Here is a 14,732-nt window from a genome sequence, read left to right as displayed (position 1 = left end):
GCTCAGTTCCACGGAGGCGAGTACTCGGCACCGCCCTTGGTCCACATCGCGTTGGGCGTGCCGGCACGATCGATGAAATAGGGTGTCTTCGGTCCAAGGTTACGGTCGTAGATCTCGCCGTAATTTCCGACCGACTTGATCATGCTGGCGACGAAATCGTCGGCGACGCCGAAATCCTTGCCGAAGCCGTCCTTCACGCCGAGGAATTTCTGCACGAAAGCGGTCTCGTCCTTCTGCCTGTCGGCCAGATTGGCCGTCGTGATGTCCCATTCTTCCGCCTGGAACAGCGCAAACGTCGCCCAGCGCAGGAGATTGCGCCATCTGGAATCGTTGGCGATGACGAAGCCCGCGAACGGCGACTTGTTCAGCGTCTCGGGCAGGATCGTGAAGTCGTCCGGCTTGGGCGAGTTGCCGCGCCAGGCTGCAAGCGCGGATTTGTCCGTCGACATCGCGTTACAACGATCGCCCTGAAGCGCGCCAAACAGCTTCTCGAGATTCTCGAAAGTGAGCACCTTGGTGGTCTTGAAACCGCGCACGCGGACGAAGCTGGCGAGCGTGGCTTCGGTGCCGGAGCCCTGCGTCGTGCAGATCGTCGCGCCGTCCAGCTCCGCAACGGATTTCACGCCGGATGCCGACTTCACCATCATGCCGGTGCCGTCGTAGAAATTGATCGGCAGGAAATCGATGCCGATGGCGGATTCGCGCACGGGCTTGATGGTCGTGTGCGCAAAGACGACATCGGCCTGTCCGGTCTGCAAGGCGTTAAAGCGACTCTTGTCGGTGACGATGACGAAGTTGACCTTGCTGGCATGGCCGAGAACGGCAGCGGCCATCGCGCGGCAGAAATCGGCATCTAATCCTTCGATCTTGCCGGTCTTGGTGTTGAGGTAACCGAAGCCAGGGGCCGTGTTGTCGGTGCCGCAGTTCAGGATGCCGCGCTGCTTGACGTTGTCGAGGACGGAGGCGGATGCACCGCTCGCCCACAGCGATGCTGCGGCGAGCGCAGCGACCAGGAATTTGGAACGAGCCATCTGAGAACCCCTCTTTGCCTGTTGTCGTCCAACGCGTGTCAGCCGGGACTTGGGATGTGCTCCTCTTGTGAACACCCGAACTGCTCTGGGGAATGAGGCTACAGCCGCAAAACAATTCTGGTCTACTTAATTAATTTCGCGATATACATTAGAGAATATGCATGATTGTGTTCTGGGCACTTGTTGGAGCTAACGAATGGATTTCGCCCGACTCCGCACGCTTCGTGAGCTTTCGCTGCGAAAAACAATGGCAGCAGTGGCCGAAGCCTTGCTGATCTCTCCATCAGCCGTTTCGCAGCAGATCGCGCAGCTTGAGGACGAAACGGGGACTGAATTGGTGGAACGCAGGGGCCGCGGTGTACGGCTCACGCCGGCGGGACAGCGACTCGCCGACCACGCGGGGCGGGTCATCGGCATCCTGGAGGAAGCAAAGACCGATCTCGCGGAGCTCAAGAAGACCGTCGCTGGCGAGCTGCGCGTCGCGGCATTTCCTTCTGTCGCCGCATCTCTCATCCCGCCGACGATCCGGGCGATGTCGGCTCGCTTCCCCGATCTGGCGACAATATTCGAGGAGCTGGAGCCTGACGACAGCCTGGCCGCCCTGCGAGCCTGGCAGACGGACGTCGCGATTGTCGACGACCTGACCACTTCGGCCGGCCTCTCGGAGACGCAGGTCGAGATGCTGCACCTTCTCGACGACCACCTCCATGTTCTGCTGCCGCGCGACCATCCGCTGGCCGAGCGGCCTCATCTCACTTTGCCGGAGTTGGCAACAGAGCGATGGGTCCTCGATACGACGTCGGCCACCTATTCCGACGTGATCGTCGGCGCGTGTCGCGATGCCGGATTCGATCCTATCATCAATGCCCGCTGCCACAGTTTTGAGGTGGTCCGGGCGATGGTCGAGGCGGGCTGCTCGGTTTCGATTAACCCCGGCCTACGCGGGCGCGACCATATCGGCACCTTACGTCTCAAGGAGATCCGGCCGATCATCACACGGCGGATATTCGTAGCCTTTCGCACCGGTGAAAGACGCAATCCGGCGATCGCTGAATTCGTCAACGAGCTTCAAGCCGTGGTGACGTCTACGACTGGTCTGCGGTGACGCGCTGACGGTGCATCTGCGCGGGCCGCGAGGGTGACGCGCAGCCCGCTTGCACGGCATTGACCGGCTGATAGGCTCGTCACCGGCATATCAAGCGCGGTGATCGACGTGACCGATGCGGCGGCAAACCTGCCACCTGGCGCCCAACTCCTGGGACGCGAATGGATCGGCTTTGACGAGAGCGGGCATGCCCTGATCCGCTTCCAGGCTCAGCCCGCGTTCACCAACAGGCACGGGACGATCCAGGGCGGATTCCTTGCCGCGATGCTGGACTCCGCCACCGGGATTTGCGCGCTCGCGGACCTCTCGCCTGACCTGACCGTGGTTACAAGGAGCCTCGACACGCGCTTCCTGAAACCTGCGGCGGTTGGAGAAATCCAGGCACGGGCGAGGGTGACCGAACGGACGGAGCGCGACATGGTCGTGCAAGCCGAACTGATCGATGCGGAGGGCATCACGGTCGCCGACGCAACGGCGCGGCTGCGCATTCTTGCAAAGAAATAGAGCGATGGGGTCGCGCCCGCGGCCCCATCGAGCGGCACGATCGCCGAACTACTCCTGATCGACGAGATCGTCTTCGAGGATCGCCATCTGGAACTGGAACGAACGATCATCGTCCTCGTCGTCGACGAAGAGCACGCCGATGAACTCCTCGCCGATATAGACCTCGGCGGAATCATCCTTCTTCGGCCGCGGCACGACGCGGATCTTGGGATTGCCGAATACGCGCTTCAGATACGCGTCGAGCTTCCTTACTTCCTTGACGTCCACGGCAAGTCTCCAATCGAAATCTGGGTTGGCGGGGTTTTAGGACGAGACGCGACGAACCGCCAGCATGAATTGCCAAAGAATTTGGGGACGAAACGGGCCGGAAAATCCAGCCCTCCTCGCAATCTAAAGTCCCATGGCGTTGATCATCTGATCCATGGTGCGCGACGGCTCGGCGCAGCCGGCCTCGCCGACGATCTTGGCGGGCACGCCTGCGACGGTGACGTTATGCGGTACCGGCTTCACCACGACCGAGCCGGCGGCGATGCGCGCGCAATGGCCGATCTCGATGTTGCCGAGGATTTTTGCACCGGCACCGATCAGGACGCCGTGGCGGATCTTGGGATGACGGTCCTCGTTCTCCTTGCCGGTGCCGCCGAGCGTGACGCCATGCAGGATCGAGACGTCGTCCTCGATCACCGCCGTCTCGCCGCAGACGAAGCCGGTGGCGTGGTCGAGGAAGATACCGCGGCCGATCCGCGCGGCGGGATTGATGTCGGTCTGGAACACCGCAGAGGCGCGGCTCTGGAGATAATACGCAAAATCCTTGCGGCCCTTCAGATAGAGCCAGTGCGCGAGCCGATGAGTCTGGATCGCGTGAAAGCCCTTGAAGTAGAGCAAGGGATCGATGAAGCGCGAGGTCGCCGGATCGCGGTCGTAGACGGCGACGAGATCGGCGCGGAAGGCATTGCCGAGATCGGGATCATCGCGCAGCGCCTCGTCAAAGGTCTGGCGTACGAGATCGCCCGATAGCGCGGCATGATCGAGCCGGTCGGCGACACGATGGATCACCGAATCTTCCAGGCGGCTGTGATGCAGCACCGTCGAATAGATGAAGGTCGCAAGCTCCGGCTCGCGATGGACGATGTCCTCCGCTTCGCCCCGGATCCGGTCCCAGATCGGATCGAGCGATGCGAGCTTTCCTCCCGGATTGACCTGATGCACTGCCATGGGATCTGCTCTTTCGAATTGGCTCGTTTGGCTGGCTCTATAACACAGTCTAGGCGACAAAGTCCCGACGGGCTTGCCTGAGAGTGAACAGCGTGTTGCCCCGCGAAAGCACGCCAACGCTTTGAAACACAACAGCTTCTTCTGACGCCCCCAAGCGGCAAGGTCGGCTCAAAATGGTCAGGGTTTTGCCAAATTCAAGCCGGGCGGCGTCAAACTATTGGTGAATTTCGTCTCAACGGTTATTGCGGGCATGGTCGTGAGCGACGACGGAGCAGATTTGAGCATCACCACCGATCAATTGCGCGCGCGCGGCGCGGGCTCGTTCTGGCTGCGGCTCGCCGCGGTGGCCCTCCCCCTCCTGATGATCGCGCCGGCGTTCTGGAACGGCTATCCCCTGCTCCAATGGGATACCGGCGGCTATCTGGCGCGCTGGTACGAGGGCTATCTCGTGCCAAGCCGCTCCACCGTGTTCGGCCTCTATCTGCACTATGGCGAAAGCTACGGCTTTTGGATCAACCTCGCGATCCAGTCACTCGCAACGCTGTGGCTGTTGCAGCTCACTTTGCGCGTGCTCGGGCTGATGCAGACGTTCCGCTTCGTGGCGATCAGTCTCTTGCTGATCCTGTCGACGGCGCTGCCCTGGCTCGCCAGCATGCTGCTCACCGACATCTTTGCGGGACTGTCGGTGCTGTCGCTGTTTCTCCTGGTCGTCGGCGGAAGCCGGATCTCGGCGATCGAAAAGGTCGCGCTGTTCGTCTTCACTGCCTTTGCCGCCGCAACCCACAGTGCCACGCTCGGCGTGCTGCTCGGGCTCTGCGCCGTCGGCTGGATGATGCGGCCGTTTCTCAGGGCCCGCCTGCCAATCGCCGGATTGACGCAGGCAAGCCTGACCATCGTTGTTGGCGGCCTGATGCTGGTATCGGCGAACCATGCGCTGTCGGGCAAATGGGCCTGGACACCCGGCGGCTACGGCGTCGCCTTCGGCCGCATGATGCAGGACGGCATCGTCGCGCGCTACCTTAGCGATCGCTGCCCAAGCGAGAACTTCAAGCTGTGTCCCTATCGCAACCAATTGCCGGCGACCGCCGACGAGTTCCTGTGGGGCACGAGCATGTTCAACACGCTCGGCCGGTTCGATGGGCTCAATGACGAGATGAGCTACATCGTCGTGCATTCGCTCGCGGACTATCCGGCCTGGCAGGCCGGCGCGGCCCTGAGGGCGATGGGGCAGCAATTGCTGCATGTCGCCACCGGCGAAGGCACCAGCGGCTGGATTCCCCACACCTACGGCATCATCGAGCAGTACATCCCGGAGCAGGTGGCGCCGATGCGCGCGGCGCGCCAGCAGCAATGGGGTGTTGATTTCGAGTACGTCAACTTGCTGCACGTTCCCGTCGCGCTCGTCTCGATGCTGGCGCTGGTCGCGCTGCTCGCGCATTCGCTGGCGAGCCGCAGGCTGGACGACCTGATACTGCTGGCGGCGACCGTCACGCTGGCGCTGCTCGGCAACGCCTTCATCTGCGCCGTCATCTCCGGTCCGCACGACCGCTACGGCGCGCGGATGGTGTGGGTTGCGACCTTCGTGGTGCTGATGGCGCTCGCGCGTGCGTTCGGCGACGACGGGTCTGCAGACGAAACCTCAGCCCCGGCGTGACAGGAAATCGAGCACGCCGGTCTTGTAGACCTTGTCGCCGACCGCGCGCATGTGGTCGCGGCCCGGAATATCGAGCACTTCCGAGCCGGGGATGATCGCGCCGAGCGCGCTGGCCGAGCCCGCAACGTCATCGGTGCTGCCGACCGCGATCAGCACGGGCACGTCGATGCGCGCCGCTTCGTCCTTTGTCATCAGCTCGCGCGTGCCGCGCAGGCAGGCGGCGAGCGCCTTGCGATCGGAGCGGGTCTGATCGGCGAACGCACGGAAGGTGCGCCCGACGGGATCGGTGACGTCGTCGAGCGAGGGCGCCTCCAGCGCCTTCGCCACGTTCTCGCCGGGACCGGTGCCCTCGATCAGGCCGCCGATGCCGATGCCGCCGAGGATCGCCGAGCGCAGGCGCTGCGGCTCGTTGAGGCCGAGCCAGGCGGTCATCCGCCCGCCCATCGAATAGCCCATGATGTCCGCCTGCGGGATCGCGAGATGATCCATCAGCGCGAGCACGTCGCCGGCCATGGTGGGAATCGAATATTGCGCGGGCTCATACAGCTTTGCGCTCTCGCCATGGCCGCGATTGTCCAGCGCGATCACGCGGCGGCCGTTCTTGCGCAGCTCCGAGACCCAGGTTGGATAGACCCAGTTCACGTTCTTGCTGGAGGCAAAGCCGTGCACCAGGATGATCGGATCGCCCTCGCCTTCGTCGAGATAGGCAATTTCAACGGCGCCGTTGTGAAAGCTCGGCATCAGATATTCCGCAGTGTTGAGGGGAAAGGTAATCTTAGGCCGGGATGGCTGGGCTTGCCAGAGCGGCTTCAGCGGCGATCTGCGCCCGGCGGAGCCGGCGCGCACGTTTGCGATCGCACCAAGCCTGGGTGAGACGTTCCGTCATCGCCTTGATCGAGGACAGGAGACCGAACAGCGTCAACGCCGCGCCGAACAGCCAGAGCGCGAGATCGAACGCGCCGCCGACGAGCAGCAGCGCACCGCGGCCCAGAAGCTTCATGATCGCACGGGTCTTGCTACCCTGCGCTTCCGCAAGCCGCGCCGCACGCGCGACATCCTTCGGGCCCTCGGCGATGCGCAAGCTGTCCATGGCGCCGCGCGTGCCGGTCTTCTCGGCGACGCGCGTGACGTCCTTGCCGAGACGGACCAGCGCACCGGCCTTCTCGACGCGGAACGCGGCCTTGATCGCGCTGACGGTCTCGCCCGGGCGTAACACAGAGCCCGAGGCAACCGCGTTCTGGAGCATTGGCGTGTCGACCACCTCGCGGGCGGACCTACCGGCCCATGCGGCAAGCCCTTCGCCGAGCCGCCCGACCTTGCGCGCATCCTTCACCAGCGTCAGCCCGGCGCGCACCGGCGCGGCACCGCCAACGGACACATAGGTCGCAGCTGTCACGGCGAGACCCGCGGCCGCAAGCCCCAGCACCAGGCGATCGGTGTCCTCGCCCATGGCGAGATGCTTGCCCTCGCGTACGACGTCCCTGACGTCACCGATCACGAAGAGATCGCCGGCCACCGTCCCCGACAGGCTCGCGACATCATCGGCGTTGCCGGTGACGAGCCCGGTGGCGAAGCGCTTTGCGAAGTGCGAGCTGGAGCCCTCCTCCCTGACCGCATCGCCCACGCGGTTCAGGAGGTCGTCGGGAAGCGCGATGTTGCGGTCGCGCGCGAGCGCAACAAAACTGCCGGCGAGATCGGCGTCGCCTGCGCTAAGCGCTGCCTCGATGTTGTCCTGAACCAGATGGTCGTTCTGCCGCAGCACTGCATCGAGCTTGAGCTCGGAGAGCGCGGCCGGGTCGTCCTGGGCGGCGAAGATCGCGCCGGCCTCGCGAGCCTGCGGCGCTACCTGCGCGAGCATGAAGCTGCATGCCGCAATCCCCGTCAACGCTGTGCTGATTCGTAGCCACTTCATGCCAAGAGCCTGGACGGTCCCAAGATCATTCCTAAGATCAGTTGCGCCTGATAATTCGCCTTTTGCCGCAATTGCACGCGTCCTCAGACATAGTATGCCAAAATTGCGACACAACGTCCCCGACGAAAGAAGGGCTTCTCTCAGGCCGCAAGATTGTGTCGAATTTGCATGAGCAAATGAGCATGGGGCAATTGCGAACCTTTCGGTTCCGCTGGACTAGCAATCATCTGCACCCACCAGTATGGTCCGCGGCGCCTTAAAGATGCCGCGTCAGTATTTGATTGTGTCTGCCGCCATTGCCACTCCAGGATGAGTTACGATGTCCGACCATGTCGTCCCGCACTTCCATAACGATGCCGGTGTTCCCGTCATCGAGATCGGCTCGCAAGAGTTCATGTGCGTGGGCGCCAACCCTCCGTTCGACCATCCGCACGTCTTCCTCGACCTCGGCAACGACAACGAGATCATCTGCCCGTACTGCTCGACGCTGTACCGCTTCGCTGCCGACCTGAAGGCCGGCGAAGCCCGTCCGCCAGAATGCGTGCTGAAGGACAAGGTGGCCTGACCGCCCCTCACGGTCAGGGGTGGCGCTCTCCCGAACGATTGTCATCGCCGGTGCCGGAATCGGAGGACTGGCGGCTGCGCTCGCGCTGGCCGCCCGCGGCTTTCGCATCGTCGTGCTGGAAAAGGCCGAGCGGCTCGAGGACATCGGCGCCGGCCTGCAACTCTCCCCCAATGCCAGCCGCGTGCTGGTCGAGCTCGGCCTGACCGAGCGGCTCAAGCTGCGCGCCGTCGTCCCGGAAGCGGTCTCGATCATGAGCGCGCGCGCCGGCGGCGAATTGCTCCGCATGCCGCTCGGTGAAGCCGCCGCCAACCGCGCCGGCGCCCCCTATTGGGTGGTGCATCGTGCCGACCTGCAAGCCGCGCTCGCCGGCGCGGTCGCCGATCATCCCGATGTCGAGTTGAAACTCGGCGCGACTTTTGAAGATGTCGCGCCCCACGCCAAGGGGCTGACGGTCGTCCATCGCAGCGGCACCATCCGCCGCAGCGATCTGGCGAGTGCGCTGATCGGCGCCGACGGCATCTGGTCGACGGTGCGCCAGCATCTGTTTCCCGAGGTGCAGCCGCGCTTCTCCGGGCTGATCGCCTGGCGCGGCACGCTCGATGCCACGCAACTGCCGAAGGACTACACCGCACGGCGGGTGCAGCTCTGGATGGGCCAAAACGCCCATCTCGTTGCCTACCCGATCGCGGGCGGACGCCAGATCAACGTCGTGGCGGTGCTGCCGGGCACCTGGAACAGACCGGGCTGGAGCACGCCGGGCGATCCCTTCGAGGTGATGGACGCCTTCGCCGCGCCGCGCTGGCCGCCGACGGCGCGGATGATGCTGGCGACCGTGGACTCCTGGCGCAAATGGGCGCTGTTCGGCGTGCCCGAGGGCTGCCCCTGGAGCAAAGGCCCGGTCGCGCTGCTCGGCGACGCCGTGCACGCGATGCTGCCGTTCGCGGCGCAGGGGGCCGGCATGGCGATCGAGGATGCCGCCGTGCTCGCACAGCATTTGAACGTCGAGACCGCCGAGAGCACGACCGACATCACCGCGGCGCTGAAACAATATGGCCGGGCGCGTCAGGCCCGTGTCAGGCGGGTGCAGCGGACCGCGCGGCAGCAGGGCCGCATCTATCATCTCGGCGGCGCGCTCGCGCTCGCGCGCGATCTTGCGATCCGCGCGCTCGGGCCGGAACGCATGCTGGCACGGCAGGACTGGATCTACGGCTGGCGTCCCTGAGGCAGGCCGCTCAGCGAGCGGCGCTACCGGGTTTCGGGGCTGGCTTGATGTCCGGCCGCTGCGGAGCTGAGGCCGCCGGCGCCGCACCAGGCGGCGTGTCCCGGCACTTGTTGCGGCGCCAGGCGTCTTCGGCCAACTGCGCCTGCCCACGCACCGAAACGTAGTCGTTGCGGTAGGCGAGCTCGGACACGACAGCGCCGCCGGTCCCGGTTTCCGCCTTGTCCATCAACTTCTGCAAGTCCGCGGTGCGGGCGGCGATCGCCTTGCGCTCGGCCTCGAGCTGCTTGCAGTCATACAGTTCGTATTTGGCGGGATCGGCAAAGGCCGGAGCGACCGTCTCGCTCATGCCGGCGCAGCCAGACAGGGCGAGGCCGGCCGCGAGCAGCGCGGCGGCCGCGCAACACGCGCGCAGGGAAGAGGAAATCGAAGCAGTCATGCCGGATGAATAGTCCCCGTGGATTGAGAATGCCTAAAGCAGGGCCAGATGTCCGGATTGAGGCTTTGCCTTGTGCGGCCGGCTCGCTTAAGGAAGAACCACCTGTCAGGCCCGCGAACGCGCCAATTCCAAACGGCCGGACAGGACTTAAGTGTTTGATCTCGTTGGATCAAGCGGGCATGGCGGAATTGGTAGACGCAAGGGACTTAAAATCCCTCGGTGCGCAAGCGCTGTGCCGGTTCGACCCCGGCTGCCCGCACCATCAGAGCTGACGGCGAGAACTGTGCACGCAGCATGATCCAGAAGCAGACGAGTGCGACCGCGATCTGGACAAAGCTGCCCTCGATCATCATCCCCGTGAGCGAGACGAGCGTCGGGACGCCGACGCCGATGGTCAACACTGCAGCAAGGGCCGCGGCCGGAAGATCGACGATGAGGACGGCGGCGTAGACTGCCAGTTCGAAGAAGGCATATTCCTTGAGGCGCGGCGAGCAGAGATAAAGTCCGTACATCGCAAGCACCGTGACGCGCATCGCTGCCTGCGGATGGTCGATCAGCCAGCGATCAAGGCGCGCCGGCAACGATCCCGCATTGTTGCGGATCGCGCGCAGCAGCGACCAGCCGAGCGGCGCGAGCACGAGCACGACCGCTGTCAACGCGTAGATCGCGAACACGAGCGGCTTGCTGTCGACGAGTCCAACACGATCCACGATGCTTTGCGCGAGCAGCAGCAGCGACGGATTGGTTTCCTCGATCTGCACAGAATGCTGATCGGGGATCCCTCCCCTGATCGCGAGCAACCAGCTGGAGAACAGATCTGGATAGAAGACGACCGAAACCAGGATCGGAAGCGCGAAGCTGAGGCTCGCCACCATGATCAGGACGAGTTTGCGCCGGCGCGGCAGCGGCAGGAAATAAAGCGCGGCCAGCACCGGGCAGAACACCAGCTTGAACGACATCACAAGACCGAGCAGCGCCGCACCCGCAACACGAGGCACATCATGTCGATCGCGCTGCGCAGGCTCCGCGGGGCGAAGCAGAAGCGCAAGTGCGGCGGCGGTCAGGAAGCCGCCCAGGATCGCAAAATTCCCCGAGGCCAAAACCCATTCGAAGCCGACGAACGCGCCAAGCGCGCAGAGCACTCTGAGCCCGACGTCACGCAAACTGCGTCGCCGGCCAAGACCGGGCAAGAGCAGACCGCAGAGCACGGCGAGGACAAGAAAGACGCCTCTGTGATGACCGACGAGAAAGCCGCCAGCGCACAGAGGACGGAAGCCATCCAGCGTCGCCGGCAGATAGGGATAGGAAAGTTTGGTGCCCTTCAGATTCTTGACGAAGTAGGGATCGAGCCCATCGACATGCGCATCGACTGCCGCGCAATTGACGCGAACATCCCAGCCATAATTCACATCCAGCGCGGAATCGTTGGCGAGATTGGCGAACACCAACAGCGCCACCAGCGCGATCAGGCAGGCAAGCCAGACGTTCCGCCTCCCAGCCATGTCGGCCGACGGCCCCAACCATCGTGCTGTACCGGTGACGTCCGACACTTCTGATACCCTGCCCGCGTCTCAAGTTTCCTCGGCGCCCGACCCGGCGTCCAATCAGGCCACAGTGGACAGGATCAGTTGCGGATTCATCTCCCCGATGGACCGCGCCCGCCGGGCGACGATCTTATGGTGAACAGCTGGTTTCCCGCCCATGCCAGACCCGCCGCGTCAGAGCTCTGCATACGCTGTCTTCCCCCGGCTCGCCTGCCAGCCATCCCAAAACATGGGTTGTGCGATGCAGCATGGGCATTAGATAAAGCTTCTGAATTTCAGAGGTGAGCTTCTTGTCCGACGTCAATGCCGACGATTGGGTGTCCTCGGGACACCGCCCGATGGGTTTTCCCGAATTCGTCATCGTAATCGCATCCATCATGGCCCTGAATCCGCTTGCGATGGACATGATGCTGCCGGCGCTGCCCAATATCGGGGCGGCCTTCAACATTCCGAACGCCAACCATCTCCAGCTCGTGCTGTCGACCTTCCTGATCGGCTTCGGCGCAGGCCAGTTCGTCATGGGTCCGTTGTCAGACCGGTTCGGGCGACGGCCGGTGCTGCTCGGCGGCATGGCGGTCTATGCGGTGGCGAGCGTGCTGGCAGTTGCCGCACCTTCGTTCGAGACGCTGCTGCTTGCGCGCGCGCTTCAGGGACTTGGCACCTCGGCGACGCGCGTGATCGCGACCTCGATCGTGCGCGACTGCTATGCCGGCCGCCGCATGGCGAGCGTGATGTCGCTCGCGATGATGGTGTTCATCGCAGTGCCCGTGATCGCGCCGTCGTTCGGACAGGCTGTACTGTTGGTCACGCAATGGCGCGGCATCTTCGTCGTGCTGATGCTCTACGGCCTGCTCGCGCTGGCATGGAGCGTGTGGCGGTTGCCGGAGACACTGCCTGAGACAGAGCGCAGGTCGCTTGCACCTGCAGACGTGCTCGCAGCCTTCCGCCAGACCGTCACCAATCGCCAGACCATCGGCTACGCAACGGCCGCCGGCAGCGTCATGGGCGCGCTGTTCGCCTACGTGTTCTCTGCGCAGCAGGTCTTCACCGGCATCTATCACCTCGGCCACTATTTCCCGCTCGCCTTTGCCGCGATCGCGGCCGGCACCGCCATTGCCGGCTTCCTCAACGCCAGATTTGTCGGGACCCTCGGCATGCGCGTGATCTCGCACGGCGCGCTGACGCTTTATACAGCTGTGGCAGGCGTGATGCTGCTGACCGAAAGCCTCGGCATACTCCCACTTGCCTTGTTCATGGTGCTATCGGCCCTGATGATGTTCTCGTTCGGCATGATGGTCGCCAATTTCACCGCGCTCGCGATGGAGCCGCAGGGCCACATCGCCGGCACCGCCTCCTCGCTCTACGGCTCGATCACGACGCTGATCGGCATTGCGGTCGGCACGGCCATTGGCCAGAGCTTCGACGGCACACTGATGCCGTTCTCGGTCGGCTTCTTCCTGTCGACGCTTGCAGCGCTCGCGATCGTGCTGGTGGTGGAGAAAGGTCGGCTGTTCAAGCCGCACCATCGCCCTATCGCCTGAGGAACTTCGCGGGCCTTTCGATGTTGTCATGCAGCAATCGAAAGGCCGCCTCAATGGAACCGAAACGCAACGAAACCGATCACGCGTCGGAACTAACTGAGGCGCAGCGATCGGCCACTGCCGTGAAGCAGCCCGCATTTAAGCCTCCCTTCGCAAGCGAAGGACTCGAGGGGCTGCGCGACAGCCACTGCTGAGAGACGCGCGTTATTCCGGACTGCGCTTGCTGGCGCTGAAATCCTGCGCGGCACTTTCGGGCGCGGCATCACCGTTCGCACGTGGCGGCACCATCAGCACGACCACATCCCGCGTCAGGCCGGGCTTGCCCCACAGCGATGCCTGCACGGTGAATTCGCGCCTGACAAAGTTCCCGGCGCGCGAAGACACCTCCTCCATCCAGCGATCACAACCATCCTGGCCACGGAAGCACAGCGCAGCCCAGCCGCGATCGAGCGTCGTCTTGCGGGGTAATCCCCATTCGTATTGATACGCGAGGGGCCGCGCATAATACGGATGATCGGGGCTGTAAAAGGCCGTGGCGAAAGCCAGCGAATCGTCGCCGCTGATCGCGCTGAGCGGCTCGCCGGTCAATTCGCGCCATTGCCGGGTGACCTCGTTCGCGGCTTGCGCGTAAAAATTCCGTCCCTCTTCATAACCGTTGATGTTGCGGTAGACGGCATGGATTGGTGCTGCGACCAGAACGGCCGCGAGCGCGACGCCGGCGACAATGATCGTGGCATTGACGGTGTAGAAGCGCTCGATCGGGTAGCGCGTGCCGCAGACGATGAGAACGACGAACAGGAATAGTCCCTGCAAGGCCCATAGCGACGGCAGATCCGTGCCCATTGCGAGCGATGTCAGGACCGGCAGGGCGATCGTGCCGATGGCGACATAGAAGAGAAGTCGCAGGCCGGGGCTCATCGCGGCGAAGTCGGCCGAAAAACTGTTTTAGTCGCGTCCCTGCGATCAATACCCAGATGACGGCCGACACGCTCATGGCCGCAGCAAGTCCCAGCAGAAAGTTCTTCACTTCCCCGAGCGAGCTGATGGCGTTGCCGTTGGCGTGGTTCAGCGCATAGGTGAAGGTCGACGCGCCCGTGGTGGCGAGCCAGTAGAGATGCGGCGACAGCACCGCAAGCCCGGCGACGATCGAGATCCAGGGCGAAGCGGACGTGAAATAGGCGCGTCGCGCGGGATGCGCCAGCGCAGCAAATGCAAAACTCGCGATCAGAAAGACCGAATAATACTTGCCGACCATTGCGAGCGCCGTGGCGCATCCCGCGGCAGCCGCCCAGAACGCGCTGCGGGCCTCGAACGCGCGCAGGAAGCACCAGGTGGCGAGCGGCCAGATCACGAGCAGCACGGCGTTGGCGTTGAAGCGCTGGGCGTGGAATTGATAGGCCGGCGTCAGCATCAAAAGCAGCAGCACCAGGATGCGCTTGTGCCCGGTCACGAACTGCCGCGCGACCAGGTCGACGAAGAACAGCGCAAGTCCCGCATTCGCCATCGCCATCAATTGCAGCGACCAGTCGCTGAGCGGAAAGACCGAGGTCCAGGCCGCGGCAACCCAGCCCATCAACGGCGGATGCTTGTGATAGCCCCAGGCGAAATGCCGCCCCAGCGTCCAGGACTCGAGCGTATCGGGGTGCAGCCCGCCGCCGGCATAGGCGATGGCGAGATACAGCGTCCAGACCGCGACGAAGCAGACCAGGAGCAGTGGAACGCCCCAGCCCGCCTCGACGCCATCAAGCCAGCGCAGCAACGGCAGGCGCCATCGCGCCGGCGCGCGATCTGACCGCTCGGCCATCGCCTGGAATGCAAAATCGATCAGCACGTGATTCAAATCGAGGGAGGGAAAGTAATGAGCGAAGACAAATCATCTAGTTCAGATCGGAAACAAATAGCAATAATTGGAGACTGGAAGAGTTAAAAGCTCGCTGGCCTTGCGGAACAAGGCTGGCAAAAGACAACGGCGCCGCTGATGACAGCGGCGCCGGGTGATGATT

14 protein-coding genes, 1 tRNA gene and 1 pseudogene are annotated in these 14,732 nt (G+C 63.8%); 9 read left to right on the top strand and 7 right to left on the bottom strand.

Translation table 11 applies throughout. The features are described 5' to 3' along the window. Positions 1-2: 2 nt before the first annotated feature. Entirely contained in the window at positions 3-1,031 is a 1,029-nt protein-coding gene (locus tag UB31_RS08095; protein WP_045010496.1) for a transporter substrate-binding domain-containing protein, read from the bottom strand. Between the two features lie 196 nt (positions 1,032-1,227). Here UB31_RS08095 and UB31_RS08090 point away from each other — a divergent pair, with 196 nt between their 5' ends. Further along, on the top strand, positions 1,228-2,136 hold the full coding sequence (locus tag UB31_RS08090) for a LysR family transcriptional regulator (RefSeq protein WP_045010495.1): 909 nt from the start codon (positions 1,228-1,230) through the stop codon (positions 2,134-2,136). A gap of 99 nt (positions 2,137-2,235) precedes the next feature. After that, entirely contained in the window at positions 2,236-2,640 is a 405-nt protein-coding gene (locus tag UB31_RS08085) for a PaaI family thioesterase (RefSeq protein WP_197090784.1), read from the top strand. 48 nt (positions 2,641-2,688) lie between these two features. On the opposite strand, the gene UB31_RS08080 is transcribed toward UB31_RS08085, so the two are convergent. Together UB31_RS08080 and cysE are read right to left on the bottom strand one after the other, a co-directional pair. Further along, the gene (locus UB31_RS08080; protein WP_007602550.1) at positions 2,689-2,907 is read right to left on the bottom strand and encodes a DUF3126 family protein; all 219 of its coding nucleotides are present in this window, start codon (positions 2,905-2,907) and stop codon (positions 2,689-2,691) included. 123 nt (positions 2,908-3,030) lie between these two features. Beyond that, on the bottom strand, positions 3,031-3,855 hold the full coding sequence (cysE, locus tag UB31_RS08075; protein WP_045008385.1) for a serine O-acetyltransferase: 825 nt from the start codon (positions 3,853-3,855) through the stop codon (positions 3,031-3,033). A 277-nt stretch (positions 3,856-4,132) separates the two neighbouring features. Between cysE and UB31_RS08070 the strand changes: the two genes are divergently transcribed. Beyond that, the gene (locus UB31_RS08070) at positions 4,133-5,509 is read left to right on the top strand and encodes a hypothetical protein (protein WP_045010575.1); all 1,377 of its coding nucleotides are present in this window, start codon (positions 4,133-4,135) and stop codon (positions 5,507-5,509) included. Here UB31_RS08070 and UB31_RS08065 read toward each other — a convergent pair. Further along, the gene (locus UB31_RS08065; RefSeq protein WP_045008386.1) at positions 5,495-6,250 is read right to left on the bottom strand and encodes an alpha/beta fold hydrolase; all 756 of its coding nucleotides are present in this window, start codon (positions 6,248-6,250) and stop codon (positions 5,495-5,497) included. The two genes, UB31_RS08070 and UB31_RS08065, sit on opposite strands and share 15 nt — an antisense overlap. A 34-nt stretch (positions 6,251-6,284) precedes the next feature. Beyond that, complete coding sequence (locus tag UB31_RS08060; RefSeq protein ID WP_045010494.1) at positions 6,285-7,421, bottom strand: hypothetical protein; 1,137 nt, start codon at positions 7,419-7,421, stop codon at positions 6,285-6,287. Between the two features lie 319 nt (positions 7,422-7,740). Between UB31_RS08060 and UB31_RS08055 the strand changes: the two genes are divergently transcribed. Together UB31_RS08055 and UB31_RS08050 are read left to right on the top strand one after the other, a co-directional pair. Further along, positions 7,741-7,986, top strand: a complete 246-nt coding sequence (locus tag UB31_RS08055; protein ID WP_007602543.1) for a zinc-finger domain-containing protein — start codon at positions 7,741-7,743, stop codon at positions 7,984-7,986. A 19-nt stretch (positions 7,987-8,005) separates the two neighbouring features. Further along, entirely contained in the window at positions 8,006-9,208 is a 1,203-nt protein-coding gene (locus UB31_RS08050; RefSeq protein WP_045010493.1) for an FAD-dependent monooxygenase, read from the top strand. Between the two features lie 10 nt (positions 9,209-9,218). Here the strand turns inward: UB31_RS08050 and UB31_RS08045 are convergent, their stop codons facing one another. Beyond that, positions 9,219-9,644, bottom strand: a complete 426-nt coding sequence (locus UB31_RS08045; RefSeq protein WP_045010492.1) for a hypothetical protein — start codon at positions 9,642-9,644, stop codon at positions 9,219-9,221. Between the two features lie 173 nt (positions 9,645-9,817). Between UB31_RS08045 and UB31_RS08040 the strand changes: the two genes are divergently transcribed. The 4 genes from UB31_RS08040 to UB31_RS08030 all read left to right on the top strand — a co-directional run bounded on the left by UB31_RS08040 (position 9,818) and on the right by UB31_RS08030 (position 12,729). Next, positions 9,818-9,906 (top strand) — tRNA-Leu (locus UB31_RS08040). After that, the gene (locus UB31_RS42095) at positions 9,864-10,094 is read left to right on the top strand and encodes a hypothetical protein (RefSeq protein ID WP_197087461.1); all 231 of its coding nucleotides are present in this window, start codon (positions 9,864-9,866) and stop codon (positions 10,092-10,094) included. Before UB31_RS08040 ends, UB31_RS42095 begins: the two co-directional genes overlap by 43 nt. Before the next feature lie 95 nt (positions 10,095-10,189). Next, entirely contained in the window at positions 10,190-11,200 is a 1,011-nt protein-coding gene (locus UB31_RS42090) for a hypothetical protein (protein ID WP_045010491.1), read from the top strand. 278 nt (positions 11,201-11,478) lie between these two features. Next, complete coding sequence (locus UB31_RS08030; RefSeq protein WP_045008818.1) at positions 11,479-12,729, top strand: multidrug effflux MFS transporter; 1,251 nt, start codon at positions 11,479-11,481, stop codon at positions 12,727-12,729. A gap of 204 nt (positions 12,730-12,933) precedes the next feature. On the opposite strand, the pseudogene UB31_RS08025 reads toward UB31_RS08030, so the two are convergent. Next, positions 12,934-14,533 (bottom strand): annotated as a pseudogene (locus tag UB31_RS08025) (glycosyltransferase family 39 protein). Between the last annotated feature and the right edge of the window lie 199 nt (positions 14,534-14,732).

It is taken from the genome of Bradyrhizobium sp. LTSP849 (genome assembly GCF_000938255.1).
GTDB lineage: Bacteria > Pseudomonadota > Alphaproteobacteria > Rhizobiales > Xanthobacteraceae > Bradyrhizobium.
Note: the sequence above shows the minus strand (reverse complement) of the source record. Positions and strands in the feature narration are given on the sequence as shown.